An 18,841-nucleotide genomic window follows, 5' to 3' on the forward strand; every position below is an offset into this window, starting at 1 on the left:
GGCACCGACTATGCCGTACGGGACGCAGTGGGTGGAAGGAACGCGCCGGAGCGAAGTTCGGCACCTCGTGTCGGGTGTGGAGCGTGCCCACGCGCACCGTCGCGCCGAGTACGCGCGTACACGTGTCGATGATCCACCAGATATCAGTGAGTGGAACGTGGTTCGGCGTCCTGGGCCTCGCCCCGACTTTCCCACGGCGGACCGATCGGTCCACATTAGATGATCGATTCTGGCCGACCTTGCCCAGGTCATTGGCCTTTGATCTCCACCTACCCAACAGAAATAGCGGGGTGTTATGGATCAACATCAGACGGTAGTGTGCCCGATGAGCGGCATGAACACCCTTACATGGCATTAGTTCTTATTGTTGTCATCATCCTGTCCGAGCCTTGTCACGACCCGGAGGATAAAATGGTGGATACGGGACAGTCTCCAAGTGCAGCCCCCACGCCCGTGCCGGATCCACCACCATCGAACCGAGCGACCCGGTTCCGGCGGACCCTGCTCCGCCACGACCTGCCCGCGTCGTTCGTGGTCTTCCTCGTCGCGGTCCCGCTCTCCCTGGGCATCGCGGCGGCCTCCGGCGCGCCACTGCTCGCCGGCATCATCGCCGCGGTGGTCGGTGGAATCGTGGTCGGCGCCCTCGGCGGCGCTCCACTACTGGTCAGCGGTCCGGCCGCCGGGCTCTCGGTGATCGTGGCGGACCTGGTGCTCCGCCACGGCTGGATGGCCACCGCCGCCATGGTCACCCTCGCCGGCCTGGTCCAGATCGTCCTCGGCCTCAGCCGGTTCGGCCGGGCCGCGCTGATGCTCTCCCCCGCGGTGGTGCACGGCATGCTCGCCGGCATCGGAATCGTGATCGCCCTGAGTCAACTGCACGTGGTGCTCGGCGGCGCACCGCAGCGCTCGGTCTGGGAGAACCTCCGTGAGCTGCCAGCCCAGCTCGTCGGCTACCACGACGCCGCGGTGCTGGTGGGTGTGGTCACGGTCGCCGTACTGCTCGTCTGGCCCCGGCTGGTCCGGGTGTCGTACCTGCCCGCGCCGCTGGTCGCCATCGCCGTGGCCACCGCGATGGCCACCGGCCTGGGGCTCGATCTCACCCGGGTCGCCCTGCCCGACGATCCACTCAGCTACCTGACGCTGCCCCGATGGCCGGACGCTCCGCTGACCGACGTGCTCTCCGGGGTGTTCCTGCTCGCCGTGGTCGCCAGCGTGGAATCCCTGCTCTCGGCGGTCGCCGTGGACCGGCTGCACGACGGCCCACGGGCCAGGCTCGACCGCGAACTGATCGCCCAGGGGGTGGCGAACTCCGCCTCCGGGGCACTCGGCGGGTTGCCGGTCACCGGCGTGATCGTCCGCAGCTCGGCGAACGTGGAGGCCGGTGCCCGTACCCGCGCCTCGGCGATCCTGCACGGGCTGTGGATCGCCATCTTCGCGCTGCTCCTGGCCAGCGTGCTGGAGCTGATCCCGATGTCCGCCCTCGCCGGAGTCCTGGTGATCGTCGGGCTACGGCTGATCAGCGTGGCCCACGTACGCGACCTGATGCGGCACCGGGAGTTCCCCGCGTACGCGGTCACCGTGGCCGGGGTCGTCTTCCTCGACCTGGTCACCGGCGTACTGCTCGGGATGGCGGTGGCCCTGGTCTCGGCGCTGTACCGGCTCACCCACTGGCGCATCGACGTCGACCGGCGGGGTGCCGACGACTGGCTCGTGCAGATCACCGGCACCCTGCTCTTCCTCGGCGCCGGACGGCTCAACCAGGAACTGCGCCGGCTACCGCCCGGTGCCCGGGTCCACCTGGAACTGCGCCTGGACTTCCTCGACCACGCCGCCTTCGGGGTGATTCAGCAGTGGCGGGCCGGCTACGAACGCAACGGCGGTCAGGTACGGGTGGAGGAGTCGCTGAACGGCTGGTTCGACCGGGCGGTACGCGACCGACTCGGCAACCGCAAGAGCCTGCCGGAACGGCTGCCGCGCTGGCTCGCCCCCTGGTCGCACTGGCAGGCCGGGGCCCCAGCACCCGCCCGCCCCGAGACCGGGCACCCGGCCGGCTCGTCCGAAACCCCCGCCACCGGCGAGATCGGCGGCAACATGCTGGTGGGCGTACGGGAGTTCCAGCGCCGGGTCGCCCCGCTGGTCCGGCCCTACCTGACCGAACTGGCCCGGGACGGGCAACGCCCCGACGAACTCTTCATCACCTGCGCCGACTCCCGACTGGTGCCCAACCTGGTCACCGCGAGCGGGCCGGGCGACCTGTTCTGCCTGCGCAACATCGGCAACATCGTGCCCCGGCACGGCACCCCCGGCGACCACAGCGTCGGCGCCGCGATCGAGTACGCGACCGACGTCCTGCAGGTCTCCACCATCACCGTCTGCGGGCACTCCGACTGCGGTGCGATGCGCGCGGTCCTCCAGGGCGGAGTGGCTCGGGAGTCGCACCTCGGTTCCTGGCTCAGCCACGTACGCCTCGGTGGGCGACGCGACGACCGGCGTGGGCCCGGGGTGCCACCGCCCCGGGACGCGGCCGGCCCGCCCCACGATCCGGCCGCGCTGGAACGCCAGGCCCTGGCCAACGTCGCCCAGCAGCTCGCCAACCTCCAGACCTATCCGAGTGTCCGAAGGCGGCTCGACGCCGACCGGCTCACCCTGGTCGGTCTCTACTTCGACCTGCACGAGGCACGGATGTACCTGGTGGACGCCGGCAACGGTGCCCGGCGTCCACTGCCTCTCTGAACGGTCCGACTCTCTGAACTGTTTCGCTGGATCAACCACGGCGCCCGGGGCGGCGTACCCGGCGAGCCGACCGCCGGGGGGATTGGCGGAGGACGCTCACCGGGTACGCCGCACGGGCGAACCGCCCGCAGGGCACCTGTGATCAACACAAGCACGGCGGGACGGCGGTCGGCACCGGTCTTGACGTGATCACTACGTCGCCGGCCCCGGCGCTGACGCCGCCACCACACCCGCGTCAAGAAGGCGTCGGGATCACCGGGCCGGGCGTGGTGAACGCGTGAAGATCCGCGACCCGACCCCGTCGGAGCGCCACGATCGGCACATGCACAGCCCGACCCTGCCCCGCCGTACCGCGACCACCGATGGCGGCGGGACCGCACGGCCACGACCGGTGGACCTGCTCACCCGGACGCCGTCCCGGATCGAGGCGCTGGTCTGCGTACGGCTGGCCGCCAGCACCGACGGTGGCCGGTTCGCCCGACACCTGCGCACCGACCCCCGGGTGGTCGCCGCGTGGTGGGTGGCCGCCGACATCGACCTGATGGTGCGGCTGTCCTGCGCCGGGCTCCCCGAGTTGAACACCGCCGTCGCCGACCTGCGGCTGCGCGGCGGGGCCTCGGAAACCGTCACCCACCTGCTCCTGCGCCCGCTCGACATTCCCGAGCAGGCCACCGCCGACCCCGAAGGCGAACCGTCATGACCCTGGCCGAACTCATCCCCTCGCTGCGTACGTCACTCCCCGCCCACCTGCACGGCGACGTGTGGCCCTCGATGGCCCACCGCGACGAGCACGGCGAGATCTCGGTCGGGGAGGTGCATCTCGGCGAGCTCGCCGAACGGTTCGGCACCCCGGCGTACGTCCTGGACGAGGCGGACGTACGCCGTCGCTGCCGGGAGTACGCGGGCGCGTTCGGCCCCGCCAACGTCGTGTACGCGGCGAAGGCGCTGACCTGCCGGGGCGTACTGCGGTGGATCGCCGACGAGGGACTGTCGCTGGGCGTGCACTCGGCCGGGCAGCTCGCCACCGCCGCCGCCGTCGGTTTCCCGGCCGACCGGATCGTGCTCCAGGGCGACGCCAAGAGCCCCACCGACCTGGCCGCCGCGCTGGACTACGGTGTCGGCACCATCGTGATCGAGTCCGGTTCCGAGATACCGCGTCTGGCCGCGCTGCTGCGCCGCCGGCAACGGGTGCTGCTGCGGGTGCTCCCCGACTGGGACAACGGCCGGGTCGAGACGATGTCGATGCTGCCCGCGGCACCGGTCGCGGACCGGTTCGGGGTGCCGGCGGCCGGCACCAGCCTGGACGAGATGGTTCGCCGGATCACCGACCAGCCGATGCTGGAGCTGGTCGGGCTCGACTTCTTCCTCGGCTCGCAGACCTCCCGGTTCGGCGGCTACGAACGGGCGATCCACCACCTGGTGGCGACCATGGCGACCCTGACGCAGCGGCACGGCACCCAGCTCACCGAGATCAACATCGGGGGTGGGCACGCCGTACCGGGCACCGACGCCGACGGGCAGTTCGCCCTCGACGCGTTCGCCTCCCGCGCCCGCAAGGTGCTCCGGGTCGCCTGCGACGAGCACGACCTACCCGTACCGCGCCTGGCGGTGGCGCCCGGTCGGGCCATCGTGGCGCGAGCCGGCGTGGCGCTCTACCGGGTGCTCGCCGTACGCCGTGACCCGGACGGGCACCAGCTCGTCGCGGTTGACGGCGGGCTGAGCGACAATCCCCGCCCGGCCCTCTACGGCGCCCGGTACACCGCCGTCCTGCTCGGCCGGCTCAGCCGCGCGCAGGACCAGCGGACCACCGTCGTCGGACGGCACGACGAGCCCGGGGACGTGCTCGTACGCGACGCCCCACTGCCGGGTGACCTGCGCCCCGGCGACCTGCTCGCGGTGCCCTGCTCCGGGGCGTACCAGCTCAGCCTGGCGTCGAACTACAACCTGGTGCCCCGGCCGCCGCTGGTGGCGGTCAACAACGGCCGGACCCGGCTGCTGGTACGGGCCGAGACGGTGGACGACGTACTCGCCCGCGACCTCGACTCCCCCGGCACGGACTGAGTGCCGTCGGCCAACGGTGGCACACCCTGCCACCGTTGGCCGATGCCGTGTTTCAGCGGGTGGCGACCGTCAGGCTCCGGTGTGGACGGTGTCGGTGCTCGGGGCGGACTCCCCCTGCGGTGCACCGGACGCCGCCTCGGCCCCCGCCGGTTCCGGGTCGGCGAACGCCTCGACCGGGATCCCCGGCCAGCGGGCGAACGCGGTGTCGAGGAAGTACTGCTGCCCCGGATCCCAGGTGTGGCCGGACTCGCGCCGGTGGTAGACGTACCCGAACGGGTGGGTCCGGTAGATCACCGCGCCGTCGCGCCGGAGCCGCTCGATCACCCCGTAGTCGACCGACCTCGGCACCGGCCGCCAGCCGCCGACGGCTTCGAGATCACCCCTGGCCAGCAGCATGGTCCCGCCGGCCACCATCTCCCCGGTGGACTCCGGCACCCCGGACGGACGCCGTACGGTGACGCCGAGGGTCTCCAGGAAGACGAACTCGGTGCCCTTGCCGACCAGCGTGGCCCCGGAGTAGTGCCGGGCCAGCACCAGGTCCCAGACGTGCTCGATGCCGTAGCTGTCGTCGTCGTCGAACTTGGTCACCAGGCTGCCCCGAGCCCGCCGGGTCGCCTCGCCGAGCGCCGCACCGAACCCGGTGCTGCCGGGCACCGGCACGATCTCGTACGGGCGGCCGGACTCGGCGAGCATGGTCGCCACCTCGGCCGGCAGTTCGATGCCGTGCAGGCAGAGGATGAGCTCCAGCTCGGGATAGGTCTGGTCGATGATCGCCTTGACCGCACCGGCCAGCATCTCCGCCCGGCGGGTGGCCAGGATCGCGCTGACCGACGGCGGGCGCCGCAACTCGGGCAGGGCGTCGGCGGTCACCCGGGGCAGTGCGAAACCGGCGGCGTGACCGCGCATGGCGGCCCGGCGCTGCCGTACGCTGCGCGACTCCAGGGCCAGCGGGTCACCGGTCGGCAGTGGCGTGGTCAGCAGCTCCCGCAGCTCGGGCTGGATCAGCCCGGCGACCCGTGGCGGCAACTCCGGTACGCGCAGCAGCGCCCCCGTCATCGCCAACTGGACCAGCAGCGCGGCGGTGTCGACCGGCCGCTCGTCGGTCAACGGCGGGCAGTCCACCCCCTTGACCAGTCGCAGGGCGGCCAGGGTCGCCGCGTCCAGGCCGGCGCCGCCCAGCGGGTGCCGGTCGGCCTCGCTGCGCGCCCGTCGGGCCCGCCCCCGCGCTTCCAGTTCGAGCCGCAGGGTTGCCGCCTCGGGCTGATAGGAGCTGGCCCGCCGCCCCCTCGGGTTGATCCGGCGGGCGTCCACCAGGACCACCGTCCCGCCGTCGGGGCCCTGTACGTCGTGCCGACCGGCCGGCACCGCCACCGCGTACGGGTGGTCCTCGGCCGGCTCGCCCGGCTGCGCCACCCTCGGGTCGCGCAGCACCACGTCATGTGCCCGGATGTCGGTGCTCAGCGGCAACTCGCCGGCCACCACGGCCGCGCCGAGCTGCCCCGGCAGGTACGCCGGCAGCCCGCCCTGGCTGGTCAGGCTCGCGCTCACCGGTGCGGGCAGCGGTCGGGCCGGGCCGAACGCCTCCACCGAGGCGCGCACGATGTCGCGCAGCGGGACGGGTCTGCGCAGCCGGACCCGGACGGTGGCGGGGCCGCGTCCCAGCCGGGGCAGGGCCACCCGCTGCCGGACCAGGTGGTCCAGCGGGCCGATCCGGCCGGACCAGCCGCTGCGCGGCGAACGCCAGTAGGCGACGACGATCCGGGCTCGGCTGGTCGGGGTCAGCGTCTCGGGGTACTCGGTCAGGAGATCGCGCAACCGGTCCAGCGTCCCGGCGAGGACCAGCACCCCACGGGAGCCGGGGATCCTCAGCGTCCGCAGGCCGACGAGGCGGCCCAACCGCTCGCTGAGCACCGGCGGTGGACCGTTGACCAGTCTCCACGTACCGCCTGCGTTGGCGCCCCGCGACTCAGTTGTGGCTTTCGGCATGCCTCATCCTGTTTTGATCGGTGACCGTCGAACCACTCTACGCGGCGCGGGAGAACCCGCCTGCGGGCGCCGTCCGGTCAACCGTTGCCGTACCTGCCACGCCGTCATGAGCAGCTCGAACAGTTGGTACGCGCCGATCGCGACCAGGCGCTGCTTCAACCCGTCGTTGCCGGCCGCCACCGGTGCACCGCCCGCAGGCAGGTGCCGGCGGTACTGCGCGGTGATCCGGGCGAAGAACGTACGGCGCATTTTTCCGGGCACCCGGCTCGCGTGTCCGAGGACCTGGAGGCAGTGCCAGATCATCCGCTGGAAGATCACCGGGCGCAGGGTGGTGAAGTCGCCGGGGCGGGAGTCCATGTACTCGAAGACCCGGTCCCACTGGTCGAACACCTCGAGGTGACGGTCGCTCACCGTACGCGTGATCGCCCCCTGCTGCCGCTGCCGGTACGCGTAACAGTCCCGGTCGAGCAGGCTGATCCGTTCCGAGGCGAGCATCAGCGGCAGGATGAACGCGACGTCCTCGTACCAGCCGGGGCCGAAGGTGATGCCGGTCCGTACCAGGAACTCCCGCCGGATGACCTTGTTGCAGGCGATCCAGAGGTGGTTGAGCAGGCCCGGAACCTCGGCGAAGGTGAAGGTCTCCGGCACCGGTCGCCCGCCGTGCACGGCGGTCACCGGATGGTCCTCGACCCGGCCGTCCCAGTAGACCCGGGCGTACCCGGTGACGAGGAGGTCGGGTGTGGTCCGGGCGAGCCGGTCGGCGACCGCCTGCAGGGTGCCCGGCGGCAGCCAGTCGTCGCTGTCCACGCACCAGACGTAGGTGCCGGTGGCCTGCCGCAGGCCGGTGTTGCGGGCCGCGCCGAGTCCGACGTTGCGGGGCAGGGTGACCACCCTGATCCGGCTGTCCAGGGCCGCGTAGCGGGCGAGGATCTCGGCGGAGCCGTCCGGTGAGGCGTCGTCGACCGCGATCACCTCGAAGTCGGTGAACGACTGGTCGAGCAGGGAGTCGAGGCACTCCGCGAGGTACTCCTCGACCCGGTACACCGGAACGATCAAGCTGAGCAGGGCCACCGCTGTCCACCTCCGGGTGCATGGGGCGGACCCAGCCTCAGGTAGCCGGAAGGCGCGGCAGCGGACAGTACGTTAACGCGGGGTGACCAGGTAACGACGGCTGACCGGCCGGTGAACCCGGCTTGCCGGAATCCGGGTCATTCCGGCCAGTGTCCGCTCGGGCCGGTCGGTCGCCGGATCTCCCGCTCAGGCCGGTCGGTCCGGGCGCCGGGCGAGCAGCGGCAGTGGTTTCGGCTCGACCAGCGGGGGCGGGTTGGCCGAGGCGGCGGTCCGGGTGAGCAGTGCCGCCAGCCCGGCCCTGGTGGCGACCACCAGCAGGCGGTCGGTGCGGACCAGCGGTCGTCGGTCCGGCAGCGACCAGAGGGTCTGCCCGACCCGTCCGGTCCGGACCGCGATCAGCCGTACCTCGTGCGGCCGGCTGACCTCGGGGCAGAACTCGCCCTCGAGCGCCGACCCGGCGCCGACCGGTATCTCGGCGACCAGCAGAACCCGCCGCCCGACCGAGACCGTGTCGATCACCTCGCGGCCGAGCAACGCCGCGGCGAAGGCCGGCGCGGCCAGGTAGGAGACGCTGCGCGAGATGTTGATCCCGAACGACCGCCGGATCCGACCGGCGAACTCCTCGTCGAACAGCCGCAGCACCACCCGCAGCGGCGGTCGCGGGTCCGCCACCGGTCCGCCCCGGTCCTGGTCCGCCCGGTGTACGGAGCGCGCCAGCAGCGCGGTCTCCAGGTTCGTCACGTCGTCGGCGCAGAGCACCACCAGCGCCCGGCAGGTCTGCACCGACGCCGCCCGCAGCGTCTCGGCGCTGTTCGCGTTCCGGATCAGCACCGGGATGTCGAGGTCCCGTGCGACCTGCACGCCTCGGGCGTCGGCGGTCCGGTCGATGGCGACCACACCGATCCCGAGGGCGTGCAACTCCTCGACCACCCTGGTACCGATGTTGCCCAGCCCGACCACCACCACGTGACCGGAGATCGGCTCGGTGAGTACGCCGGCCGCGAGCGCCAGCCGGACGTTCACCACCAGCCCGACCAGCAGCACGGTGACGGTCGGGATCAGTGCCACCCCGGCGAGGACGAGGACGAGCTGGACGACCTGCTCCCCGGCCGACCCGGTGAGGTCGGCGTCGGCCCCACCGAGGGCGGTGACGGCGGTCAGGTAGGCGGCCTGCCAGAAACTCAGGTCGCGCAGCACGGTGAGGGTGCCTGTCCCGACGAGCAGCAGCCCGGCCACCGAGCCGAGGGCGAGTCGCAGCTTGCGGTCGAGCAGCAGCCTGGTGGTCCGCAGCGGGCGCCGCCGACGCCGCTTGACCGGCCGAGGTCGGGGACCGGTGACCCGCGCGAGTACGAGGTCCGCGTCGCCGTCCCGCTCCGGCAGGGTCACCGGTCCGGCCTGCCCGCCGGTGACCGCCAGCCCGCAGAGGATGTCGTCCGGATCGGCGACCCGGTCCCGGTTCACCGCCATCAGCAACTCGTCGGGCAGCCGCACGTACCGTGGGGTGTCGTCGCCGAGCGCGGCGGCGACGAAGGCCGGCGCGGCGATCTCCGACCCGGACAGCACCTCGCAGTCGCCGAGCATCGCCGCGACGCCCTCACCGAGCACCGGGTTGAAGATCCGGACCACGATCCGGACGGTCGGGCTGACCTCGCGGGCCATCATCGCCGCGTCGACGTTCTCGATGTCGTCCCGTCCGACCAGCGCGAGTGCGGCGGCATGCTCCACCCCGGCGTGCCGGAGCACCTCCTGGCTGAGCCGGGGCGCGACGACAACCACCGGGCGCAGCGCCGGGTCGCCGTTCTCCGGGCGGAGCCCGGCGATGTCCGGCGCCTGGCCGGCGGACATGGATCCGAGGATCACGGTGACCGGCGCGTGGTAGGTGTCCATCAGCTCGGCGACCAGTCGGCGGGCGAGCGGATTGTCGCCCCAGACCACGAAGTGTCCGGCCCGCGCGGGCCCGGCCGGCTCCGGGGGCGCGCCGGTCCCGGACGGCTCCACTGCGGGCGGCGGGTCACCGGACACGGGTCGATGATAGGCAGGCCGGGCACGAGGTCCGGTCGGTCCGTCCACCGAGGATCGTGCCGATCCGGAGTGTCATTTCGAGTTCGGGCCCCGGTCATCAGCCGGGTGAGAGGTGTTCAGCGCCGCCCGTGCTCCGCTCAGGATCTGCGGGCGGGGAGCCGATCCGTGCCGTCGTAGGCGGTCCGGGCCTGCTCGACCCGGCCCAGGTTCGCGTCGGACCACTGGGCGAGGGTGTGGAACAGGGGGGCCAGGCTGCGCCCGAGTTCGCTGATCTCGTACTCCACCCGGGGCGGAATCTCCGGGTGGTACGTCCGCACCACGAGACCGTCGCGTTCCAGTTGCCGCAGCCGCTGGGTGAGGACCTTCGGGGTGATGGTGGCGATCCGGCGTTCCAGCTCCACGAACCGCTGCCGGCCGTGCTCGTTGAGGGTCCAGAGGATCGGCGTGGTCCAGCGACTGAAGACGATGTCGACCACGGGCCCGATCGGGCAGGCCAGCTCGGGATCGCTCGCCGCGTTCGGGCGGGTGACGTCGCCGCCCATGCCGGGCCGTGCGTCGCCGGAGCCACTCATTGGATTCCCCCAGGGTAGTCACTTTCCTGTAGGTACCTACTATACCGAGGCTGTTAGCTTCGCTGGGTCACGGCGATGACCTGGGTCTTCGCCGCTGATCCGGCGCCGCCCACCGGTGGTGTCGGCACCCGAACGGGGAAGACTGGGAGCTGTTCATGATCGTGGTAGCGGGAGCGACCGGAAACGTCGGCCGACCACTCGTAGCGGCACTGAGCGCGGCCGGTGAGCAGGTGACGGCAGTCTCGCGGGGCACGGCCGATCCGGCAACACCCCCGGGGGTACGTCACCGAGCGGCCGACCTGGCCGAACCGGAGACCCTCCGACCGGTGCTGGACGGGGCCGACGCGCTGTACCTCCTCGTCTCCGGCGCCGGGGCGCACCTCGACCCGTACAAGATCCTCGACGTCGCGAAGGCGGGCGGGGTGCGTCGCGTGGTCCTGCAGTCCTCCCAGGCCGCCGGCACCCGACCGGCGTCCGTGTCCCATGCACCGCTGCTGCGGATCGAGGACGCGCTGCGGCAGTCGGGGCTGGACTGGACCATCCTGCGACCGGGCGGCTTCGACTCCAACGCCTTCGCCTGGGCCGACGGGATCCGGGACCGGCGGACGGTAGCCGCCCCGTTCGGCGACGTGGGGCTGCCGACCATCGACCCCGTCGACATCGCCGAGGTCGCGGCCGTGGTGCTGCGCGACCGCGGCCACACCGGTCGGACGTACGAGCTGACCGGGCCGGCACCGGTCTCGTCCCGCGAGCGGGCTCGGGCGATCGGTGACGCGCTCGGTACGCCCGTACGGTTCGTCGAACAGAGCCGGGACGAGGCGCGGGCCCAGATGCTGCGGTTCATGCCCGAGCCGGTCGTGGACGGGACCCTCGCCATCCTCGGCGAGCCCACGCCCGCCGAGCAGCAGGTCAGCCCGGCCGTCGAGCAGGTCCTCGCCCGAAAGCCCCGCACCTTCGCCGACTGGGCCGCCCGCAACATCGACGCGTTCCGCTGACCCACCCGCCCTTCCCGAAGACGCTCCCGCACCGGACGGGTACCCGACGACCGCTCGTCCGGTGCAAGAGTGGGCGCATGGCGATCACCATTCGGGAGGCCGTGCAGGCGGATCTGCCGGCACTGCTGGCCCTGTACGGGGAACTGCATCCGAACGACACCCCGCTCCCGCCCGATCGGGCCGGGTCGATCTGGCGGGAGATCACCGCACAGTTCGGGCGTACGGTCCTGCTCGCCGAGGTGGACGGGGCGCCCGCCGGCACGCTCGACTGCACGGTGCTGCCGAACCTGACCCGGGGCGGGCGGGCGTTCATGCTGGTGGAGAACGTCGTGGTGGCCGCGTCCGTACGCCGTCTGGGGGTCGGCCGGGAGTTGCTCGCGGCGGCGGTCGACCGGGCCCGGTTGGTCAACTGTTACAAGATCCAGTTGCTCTCGCGGCTGAGCCGGGACGAGGCGCACGTCTTCTACGAGTCGTGCGGGTTCCGGCAGATCGCCGCGGGTTTCCGCCGATACCTGGACTGAAACGGCCGGTTGCGGGGGCGTGAACGGGACACCGGGGATCCAAGGGTCGGGACGGAGCGGACGACCCGTCGGAGCAACTCGACGCTGGACTAACCTTGGCCTCTGGTCGGGCTCTATGGCGCGCTCGCCGCTGATCAACGCAACGGACCGCAACGGACGGAACAAAGATCATGATCGACCAGGCCAAGACACGCGTCCTGCTGCTGGAGAACATTCACCCCGACGCGGTCACCCGGCTGGAGTCGGAGGGATTTCTCGTCGAGTCGCTGCGCAACGCGCTGGACGAGGACGAGCTGATCGCCCGGATCGAGGGCGTGCACCTGCTCGGCATCCGCTCCAAGACGCAGGTCACCGCCCGGGTGCTGGCCGCCGCGCCGCAGCTCGTCGGCGTCGGGGCGTTCTGCATCGGCACCGACCAGATCGACCTGGCCGCCGCCTCCGCGGCCGGCATCGCGGCGTTCAACGCCCCGTTCTCCAACACCCGCAGCGTGGTCGAGCTGGCCCTGGCCGAGATCATCATGCTGGCCCGGCGGCTGCCCGAGAAGAACGCCGGCATGCACGCCGGGGTCTGGGACAAGGCGGCCAACGGCAGCCACGAGGTCCGCGGCCGGACGCTGGGCATCGTCGGGTACGGCAACATCGGCGCCCAGTTGTCGGTGCTCGCCGAGAACCTCGGCATGCAGGTCTACTTCTACGACACCGCCGACAAGCTCGCCCTCGGCAACGCCAAGCGCTGCGACAGCCTGAACGAGCTGCTGGAGGTGGCCGAGACGGTCACCCTGCACGTGGACGGCCGGCCGGGCAACAGCGGCTTCTTCGGCGAGGAACAGTTCGCCCGGATGCGCCCCCGCAGCCTCTTCCTGAACCTGTCCCGGGGCTTTGTCATCGACTACGCCGCCCTGCGCGACCACCTGGTCAGCGGGCACCTGGCCGGCGCCGGCATCGACGTGTTCCCGCACGAGCCCAAGGGTCGGGGCGACGAGTTCACCTCGGAGCTGCGCGGCCTGCCGAACGTGATCCTCACCCCGCACATCGGCGGGTCGACCGAGGAGGCGCAGGCCGACATCGGCGGGTTCGTGGCCAACAAGCTGGCCCAGTTCGTCAGCGAGGGCAACACCACGCTGAGCGTGAACCTGCCCGCTATCCAGCTCCCGGCGGCAACCGGGACCCACCGGATCGCCCACACGCACCACAACATGCCGGGTGTGCTCGCCCAGGTGAACAGCATCCTGGCCGAGCACGCGGTGAACATCGAGGGCCAGCTGCTCGGCACCCGGGGCGAGTACGGCTACCTGCTCACCGACCTCGGCGCCGGTTACACCGAGGACGTCGTGCTGCAGTTGCGGGCGATGAGCCAGACGATCCGGCTGCGGGAACTGTCGTGAGCGACCTCGAAGAGGACCTGAGGGCCATCGTCGGGCCGGCGCACCTGCTGGTCGACCCGGACCTGCGCGACGCGTACGAGACGGACTGGACCCGCCGGTTCTCCGGGACCGCGCGTTGTGTGGTCCGCCCGGCGGACACCGCGCAGGTGGCCGCCGTGGTCCGGACCTGCTCGGCGGCGGGTGTGCCGATCGTGGTCCAGGGCGGTAACACCGGCCTGGTCGGCGGCGGCGTGCCCGGCGGCGGCGAGGTGCTGGTCAGCCTGACCCGGTTGACCGGGCTGGAACCGGTCGACGACATCGAGGGCCAGGTCACCGTCGGTGCCGGCGTCACCCTGGAGAAGCTCCAGGCGCACGCCCGCCCGGCCGGACTGGACGTCGGCGTCGATCTGGCCGCCCGCTCGTCGGCGACCATCGGCGGCATGGTCGCGACCAACGCCGGTGGCATCCGGGTGCTGCGCTACGGCAGCATGCGCGACCAGCTCACCGGCCTGGAGGCGGTACTCCCCGACGGCACGGTGATCACCAGGCTCGCCGGCCTGGCCAAGGACAACACCGGGTACGACCTGACCCAGTTGCTCGCCGGCAGCGAGGGCACCCTGGCGATCATCACCCGGGTACGCCTGCGCCTGGTCCCGCTGCTGCCCGCCCGGGCGGTGGCCCTGGTCGCCGTCGACGGCACCGACGCCGCGCTCACCCTGCTCGCCGCCGCCCGCGGTCGCCTCTCGACCCTCGCCGCGGCCGAGATCTGCTTTCCCGAGGGCATGGACCTGGTCCGGTCCTATGGCCGCCTGCCCGCCCCGTTCGACACCGACTATGCGGCGTACGTGCTGCTGGAGTGTGCCGGGCACGCCGATCCGACCGACGAGTTGCTGGACATGCTCGGCGACTGCGCGGCCGTCGAGGATGCCACGGTGGCCTCGGACGCGGCCGGTCGGGCGCGGCTGTGGGCGTACCGGGAGACGCACACCGAGGCGATCAACACGGCGGGTGTGCCGACCAAGCTCGACATCTGCGTACCCCTGCGCGAGTTGGCCGGGTTGGTCGCGGTCCTGCCGGAGACGGTCGAAGCGGTCGCGCCGGGTGCCCGCACGATCCTCTTCGGTCACCTCGGTGAGGGCAACCTGCACGTCAACGTGCTGGGCGCGGGTGACCTGGCCGAGCAGGTGACGGACGCGGTGCTCCGGCAGGTCGCGGCCCGGCGCGGCAGCATCAGCTCTGAACACGGTGTCGGTCGGGCGAAGGCCGAGTGGCTGTCGCTGTCCCGCTCTCCCGAGGAGATCGACGTCCTGCGCCGGATCAAGTCCGCCCTGGATCCGGCCGGTCTGCTCAACCCCGGCGTCCTGCTCTCGAAGTAGCGCAGACCGTGGCGAACCGGTTCCTGCACCTGGCCCGGCACGGCGAGGCGATCGACGAGGGCCGGCTCACCGAGGCCGGGCAGCAGCAGGCCAGGTTGTTGGGACGGCGGTTGGCGAACGTGCCGCTAACCGCCATCCACCACAGCCCACTCCCCCGCGCGGTCCACACCGCCGAGTTGATCGGTGAGTCCCTTCCGGACGTACCGTTGTGCGCCGAGGACGTGCTCGGCGACTACATCCCGCCGGTCCCCGACCCGGACGCGCTGCCCGAGGTCTACACCCGTTTCCTCGACGGCGTCACCCCGACCGAGTACACCGACGGTGCCCGCCTCGCGGCAGCCGCGATCGAGCGGTACGCGCTGCCCGCCGTGTCCGAGCCAGCCGGGTCGGACACGCACGAGCTGATCGTGACGCACAACTTCCTGATCGGGTGGTTCATCCGGCACGCCCTCGACGCCCCCGACCACCGCTGGCTCGGACTCAACCAGAGCAACTGCGCCCTGACCACGATCCTCTACCGCCCGGATCGCCCGCCGGCCCTGGTCCGCTTCAACGACATGTCCCACCTGCCGGCCGAACTGCGCTGGACCGGATTCCCGTCGGACCTGAACATCTAGCTGTTGTCGCAGCTCTCGGCGGCTTTCCGCTCGAAGGTCCGCCGCGACATGATCTCCGACTCGCGCCGGCTGACCGGGGCGAGCACGTCGTCCGCGCCGATCCGGCCCAGGTCATCGGTGGTGAAGTGCACCGGCGCCGAGTCCCGGCCACTGTGCCCGCTCAGGCTGTACCGGACTCCGGGTGTCAGCTCGGTCAGCGACACGGTCCGGGCCGACTGCCCCTCCGGGGGTTCGGAGGTCGGATCGCCGGTCTGCCACCCGACCGGGGGCGTACCGAACAGCGGCGCCTCGACCACCTCGCCGGCCGGTTCGCCGCTGACCCTCCACTCGACCAGCGTGTCGACCCTGCCCGTCGGGGTCGGCCGCGCGGTCTCGTCGTTCCGGTAGACGCTGATCTGGGCGAAGTCACCGCCGCAGGTCACCAGGATGGCCAGTGGTCGATCGTCGCGCATCGCGAGCGCGGCCACCGGCTGCGATCCCGGTGTGCATGCCGTGAGCGTGCCGACGAGCAGTGCCGGCACCATCATGAGCTTTATTCCCCGCATGGTTCAACGGTGCCGACGTGAGATCACGACCGAACCTCGGCCCGGCGTCACTGACGACACACGAACATGGACCGTGTCGGACCTGCTCACCGGAAACAGGCTACGTACGGATGTCCGAGTCTCGCCGGCGCAACCAGTACGCCACCACGGCAGCGCCCAGCAGAGGGCCCCACACCGGGAACGGGAACAGCAGCAGGCCCAGCAGAACCCCACCGAGGCCGCTGCCATTGCCGTCGCTTTCCACGCTGCTCAGTACGAACCCCGGCGACGCCATGCACGCCGCTGTGGCCACCAACCCGCCCGGCACAACCGCCACCATCGGCGGCACGCGACGGCCACCGAGCCATGGCGCCCACCTCGGGACCACCTCTCCCCACCGGCGGATCAGGCCCAAGGTCAGCACCGTGCCGACAACCGCTGCCAAACCGAGCGACGCGCCGTGCACCCGGACGGCGGATTCGTCGAACCGTGGGTCCAGGTCAACCGGCCAAGGAGTCAGCCAGGTCATACGCAGCAACGCGTACGGCAATGGACACAACGCGGCGCCGATCGTGGCCACCCTGCCCCACCGCCGCACGCTCTCCGGCTCCGTCCACGCCGGCCGGGCCGGGTCGCCGCCACCCAAGGCCGCCGCGTGGCGTAACAGCCGGTAGGCGACCCAGCCCCAACCGGCCGCCACGGCCGCCATGCCCAGTCCCCACCCGATCCGCACGTTGTACGAGGCAAAAGCGCGGATGACATTGCCCGCGTAGCGGGGCAGGGTGCCGGGCTCCACCACGCCGGTCATCACACCGACGACCGCCGCAGCCCCAGTCGCGGCCGCAGCCACGTAGCCGCCCCGATGCCCACGCACGCTGGCGATCACGACAGCGGCCACCACAACCACGGGGCCGACGAGCGCGATCCCGTAGCCCAGCGAGGTCATCAGCGACACGTCCGACATCACCAAGGCGAAGAACACCGCCTCGGCGACGGCGACCATTCCGGCCACCCGCACCGCGGCGACGCGGGAGCCGGCGCGCGCCACGACCGCTGCAACGAGCAGACCGACCACCGCTGCGGCCAGCAGCATCGCACCGGACGCCCGATGCTCGATGAGGTGCGTCACCGACACCTTGACCCGGTCGGCCGAGCCGAACGGGAAGCTCGACGGGCGGGCGCTCCACAACGCGCCCACACCAGCGGCTAGCAGCGAGACAAAGGCGGCCACGGCAACCGGCCAGCCGACATCACGGACACGAACGGCACCGGCGTGAGCTGCGCTCCACTGTGCATCCATACCCGCCACGCTAGGAGCGCCGATGCGTCAATTCCTCCCCCGCCGGAGGGAGCCGGATCCCCCGGAATCGCGAGACGGTGGCCGTACCAACCGCCCCGGTCCTGGCCGGGGATCGCAATCAGCACGTCCGGTACCGCGCTGACGAGACGAATCGCGGTGTGATCAGGCGTGGCCCGGGTCGCGTCCGGCGAACGCGGCAAGGCGGTCGTACACCGGGGCGTCGTCGGGCACCGTGACCTCGGGTCCGAAGGCCCCGCCGTCCGCCTCGGTGCCCCGGAACTGTGGCCGCAGCGCGTCTCGGATCCAGCTCAGTGCGAGCTGCCCGATCTCCGGGTCGAGGTCGGTCGACTGACCGGTTGCCCTGGCCAGGTCCCAGGCGTGCATCGCGAACTCGGCGATCTGCTGGTCGACCGGAAAGCTGGCCGGTACCTCGCCCATCCCGGGCAGTGTGATCGTCCCGGTCAGGTCGCCCGCACCACGCCACGCGTCGAGCAGTTCGGCGGCCCCCTTGCCGAAGACCGCACCCCGGTCCTGGGTCACCACCGGGGCCACTTCGGACCAGTCCGGCTTGCCACCGGTCGCCGTCAGGGTGAACTGGTGCAGGTCATGCACCACGTGGTCGCCGAGCTGCGCCACCGTCCACGACCGGCACGGCGTCGGCAGATCCTGCTGGTCGTCGCGCACCCGGCCGAGGATCTCGCCGACCTGGTCCAGCGCTCGCGACAGCAGGACAATCGGCTCGTTCTCCGTCGCCATGAAAAATCTCCCTGGTCGTGATGGGTATCTACCGAGAGTCAGACAACCACATCCGTACGACAGGGAGGGCCCCGCGCGTCTGGCACAGTTTCGCTATGGCAGAACGAAGGTCACCGTTGATAGTCGCTGTCGCGTGGGGGGAGATCGAGGTCGAAAATCTGGGTACGTTCAAGGACGTCAAGCTCTACCCGGGTGGCGGTCGCGCGTGGGACTGGTCCGAGACGGGCACCAGCCACTCACCCGGAATCCGACCGGCCGACGTGGCGGAGCTGATCGACAACGGCGTAACGGTTGTCGTCCTCGCCAGCGGGATGGAAGAACGGCTCGGGGTGACGGACGAGACGCTCGACCTGCTGAGGAGCAGGGGCATCGGCGTACACGTCCTGGAAACCCGGGCGGCGGTGCGCACGTACAACGAGCTGGCGGCGTCGGTCCCGGTCGGGGCGCTGTTGCACTCGACGTGTTGAGCCCTGCACACAGAAGGGCGTACGCCCTGGGACCGGTGCTGTCGATTCCGGTCCGGTCGTTCGTCGGAGGAGTGAGGACGAACCATATCCGATTGGAGAATCCCATGGCGCAGTACGCGATCCTGCTGTTCGCGGACGCCCCCGCCGACGCCTCGGACCTGACTCCGGAGGAGCAGGAGGCACACCAGCGGCACGGCGAGGACGTGGAGAGGTTCGGCGGCACCATGCTGGCGGCGTTCGCGCTGCAGCCGAGCACCACGGCGACCTCTGTCCGCGGTGACCTCGTGACCGACGGTCCCTTCCTCGACACCAAGGAGGTCATCGCCGGCGTCTACGTGATCGAGGCCCCCGATCTGGACGCCGCCCTGGAGATCGCCCGGCGCAACCCCGCCACCCGGCAGGGTGGCGGGGTCGAGGTGCGCCCGGTCGCGAACGGTTTCGTCGGTCCACCGACCGCCGGTGGCTGACGGACCGGG

At 71.6% G+C, this 18,841-nt stretch carries 17 protein-coding genes; 10 read left to right on the plus strand and 7 right to left on the minus strand.

Annotated features, from left to right (window positions below; all coding sequences use genetic code 11):
* The first annotated feature begins 453 nt into the window (after window positions 1-453).
* From OIE47_RS34710 to lysA, 3 genes are all read left to right on the plus strand, one after another.
* Window positions 454-2,733 carry a bifunctional SulP family inorganic anion transporter/carbonic anhydrase gene (locus OIE47_RS34710; protein WP_326558772.1) on the plus strand — a complete coding sequence of 760 codons (2,280 nt, stop codon included), beginning with the start codon at window positions 454-456 and terminating at the stop codon, window positions 2,731-2,733.
* A 277-nt stretch (window positions 2,734-3,010) separates the two neighbouring features.
* Window positions 3,011-3,433 (plus strand): Lrp/AsnC ligand binding domain-containing protein, encoded by a 423-nt coding sequence (locus OIE47_RS34715; RefSeq protein WP_326558773.1) that lies wholly within the window; start codon window positions 3,011-3,013, stop codon window positions 3,431-3,433.
* The gene (lysA, locus tag OIE47_RS34720; protein ID WP_326558774.1) at window positions 3,430-4,794 is read left to right on the plus strand and encodes a diaminopimelate decarboxylase; all 1,365 of its coding nucleotides are present in this window, start codon (window positions 3,430-3,432) and stop codon (window positions 4,792-4,794) included. Before OIE47_RS34715 ends, lysA begins: the two co-directional genes overlap by 4 nt.
* Window positions 4,795-4,863: 69 nt before the next feature.
* Here lysA and OIE47_RS34725 read toward each other — a convergent pair whose 3' ends face one another.
* The 4 genes from OIE47_RS34725 to OIE47_RS34740 all read right to left on the minus strand — a co-directional run bounded on the left by OIE47_RS34725 (window position 4,864) and on the right by OIE47_RS34740 (window position 10,445).
* Complete coding sequence (locus OIE47_RS34725; protein WP_326558775.1) at window positions 4,864-6,780, minus strand: glycosyltransferase; 1,917 nt, start codon at window positions 6,778-6,780, stop codon at window positions 4,864-4,866.
* A gap of 3 nt (window positions 6,781-6,783) precedes the next feature.
* Window positions 6,784-7,851, minus strand: coding sequence for a glycosyltransferase family 2 protein (locus OIE47_RS34730; RefSeq protein WP_326558776.1), 1,068 nt, complete (start codon window positions 7,849-7,851; stop codon window positions 6,784-6,786).
* Window positions 7,852-8,037: 186 nt separating this feature from the next.
* Window positions 8,038-9,873 (minus strand): potassium channel protein, encoded by a 1,836-nt coding sequence (locus tag OIE47_RS34735; protein WP_326558777.1) that lies wholly within the window; start codon window positions 9,871-9,873, stop codon window positions 8,038-8,040.
* A gap of 137 nt (window positions 9,874-10,010) precedes the next feature.
* Window positions 10,011-10,445 carry a winged helix-turn-helix transcriptional regulator gene (locus OIE47_RS34740; RefSeq protein WP_326558778.1) on the minus strand — a complete coding sequence of 145 codons (435 nt, stop codon included), beginning with the start codon at window positions 10,443-10,445 and terminating at the stop codon, window positions 10,011-10,013.
* Between the two features lie 155 nt (window positions 10,446-10,600).
* Between OIE47_RS34740 and OIE47_RS34745 the strand changes: the two genes are divergently transcribed.
* From OIE47_RS34745 to OIE47_RS34765, 5 genes are all read left to right on the plus strand, one after another.
* Complete coding sequence (locus tag OIE47_RS34745; RefSeq protein ID WP_326558779.1) at window positions 10,601-11,440, plus strand: NAD(P)H-binding protein; 840 nt, start codon at window positions 10,601-10,603, stop codon at window positions 11,438-11,440.
* Between the two features lie 77 nt (window positions 11,441-11,517).
* Complete coding sequence (locus OIE47_RS34750) at window positions 11,518-11,961, plus strand: GNAT family N-acetyltransferase (protein WP_326558780.1); 444 nt, start codon at window positions 11,518-11,520, stop codon at window positions 11,959-11,961.
* Between the two features lie 170 nt (window positions 11,962-12,131).
* Window positions 12,132-13,346, plus strand: coding sequence for a phosphoglycerate dehydrogenase (serA, locus tag OIE47_RS34755; RefSeq protein ID WP_326558781.1), 1,215 nt, complete (start codon window positions 12,132-12,134; stop codon window positions 13,344-13,346).
* The gene (locus tag OIE47_RS34760) at window positions 13,343-14,701 is read left to right on the plus strand and encodes an FAD-binding oxidoreductase (protein WP_326558782.1); all 1,359 of its coding nucleotides are present in this window, start codon (window positions 13,343-13,345) and stop codon (window positions 14,699-14,701) included. Before serA ends, OIE47_RS34760 begins: the two co-directional genes overlap by 4 nt.
* 8 nt (window positions 14,702-14,709) lie before the next feature.
* Entirely contained in the window at window positions 14,710-15,318 is a 609-nt protein-coding gene (locus tag OIE47_RS34765; RefSeq protein ID WP_326558783.1) for a histidine phosphatase family protein, read from the plus strand.
* Here the strand turns inward: OIE47_RS34765 and OIE47_RS34770 are convergent.
* The 3 genes from OIE47_RS34770 to OIE47_RS34780 form a co-directional block, all read right to left on the minus strand.
* Entirely contained in the window at window positions 15,315-15,863 is a 549-nt protein-coding gene (locus tag OIE47_RS34770; protein ID WP_326558784.1) for a hypothetical protein, read from the minus strand. The genes OIE47_RS34765 and OIE47_RS34770 overlap by 4 nt on opposite strands.
* A 100-nt stretch (window positions 15,864-15,963) precedes the next feature.
* A complete protein-coding gene (locus OIE47_RS34775) occupies window positions 15,964-17,142 on the minus strand; it encodes a hypothetical protein (protein WP_326558785.1) in 1,179 nt (392 codons plus the stop codon).
* A 162-nt stretch (window positions 17,143-17,304) separates the two neighbouring features.
* Entirely contained in the window at window positions 17,305-17,898 is a 594-nt protein-coding gene (locus tag OIE47_RS34780; protein ID WP_326558786.1) for a TIGR03086 family metal-binding protein, read from the minus strand.
* Between the two features lie 95 nt (window positions 17,899-17,993).
* Here OIE47_RS34780 and OIE47_RS34785 point away from each other — a divergent pair, with 95 nt between their 5' ends.
* Both OIE47_RS34785 and OIE47_RS34790 read left to right on the plus strand, forming a co-directional pair.
* A complete protein-coding gene (locus OIE47_RS34785) occupies window positions 17,994-18,365 on the plus strand; it encodes an Mth938-like domain-containing protein (protein WP_326558787.1) in 372 nt (123 codons plus the stop codon).
* 104 nt (window positions 18,366-18,469) lie between these two features.
* The gene (locus OIE47_RS34790; protein ID WP_326558788.1) at window positions 18,470-18,832 is read left to right on the plus strand and encodes a YciI family protein; all 363 of its coding nucleotides are present in this window, start codon (window positions 18,470-18,472) and stop codon (window positions 18,830-18,832) included.
* Window positions 18,833-18,841 lie beyond the last annotated feature (9 nt).

This window comes from Micromonospora sp. NBC_01796 (genome assembly GCF_035917455.1).
Taxonomy (GTDB): Bacteria; Actinomycetota; Actinomycetes; order Mycobacteriales; family Micromonosporaceae; genus Micromonospora_G.

What these genes read in the sequence shown, in the direction of transcription:
- lysA (WP_326558774.1), top strand. Translation starts at nt 3,430, where the DNA reads ATGACCCTGGCCGAACTCATCCCCTCGCTGCGTACGTCACTCCCCGCC.
- OIE47_RS34770 (WP_326558784.1), bottom strand. Translation starts at nt 15,863, where the DNA reads ATGCGGGGAATAAAGCTCATGATGGTGCCGGCACTGCTCGTCGGCACG.
- OIE47_RS34740 (WP_326558778.1), bottom strand. Translation starts at nt 10,445, where the DNA reads ATGAGTGGCTCCGGCGACGCACGGCCCGGCATGGGCGGCGACGTCACC.
- OIE47_RS34780 (WP_326558786.1), bottom strand. Translation starts at nt 17,898, where the DNA reads ATGGCGACGGAGAACGAGCCGATTGTCCTGCTGTCGCGAGCGCTGGAC.
- OIE47_RS34785 (WP_326558787.1), top strand. Translation starts at nt 17,994, where the DNA reads ATGGCAGAACGAAGGTCACCGTTGATAGTCGCTGTCGCGTGGGGGGAG.
- OIE47_RS34750 (WP_326558780.1), top strand. Translation starts at nt 11,518, where the DNA reads ATGGCGATCACCATTCGGGAGGCCGTGCAGGCGGATCTGCCGGCACTG.
- OIE47_RS34745 (WP_326558779.1), top strand. Translation starts at nt 10,601, where the DNA reads ATGATCGTGGTAGCGGGAGCGACCGGAAACGTCGGCCGACCACTCGTA.
- OIE47_RS34775 (WP_326558785.1), bottom strand. Translation starts at nt 17,142, where the DNA reads ATGGATGCACAGTGGAGCGCAGCTCACGCCGGTGCCGTTCGTGTCCGT.
- serA (WP_326558781.1), top strand. Translation starts at nt 12,132, where the DNA reads ATGATCGACCAGGCCAAGACACGCGTCCTGCTGCTGGAGAACATTCAC.
- OIE47_RS34725 (WP_326558775.1), bottom strand. Translation starts at nt 6,780, where the DNA reads ATGCCGAAAGCCACAACTGAGTCGCGGGGCGCCAACGCAGGCGGTACG.
- OIE47_RS34790 (WP_326558788.1), top strand. Translation starts at nt 18,470, where the DNA reads ATGGCGCAGTACGCGATCCTGCTGTTCGCGGACGCCCCCGCCGACGCC.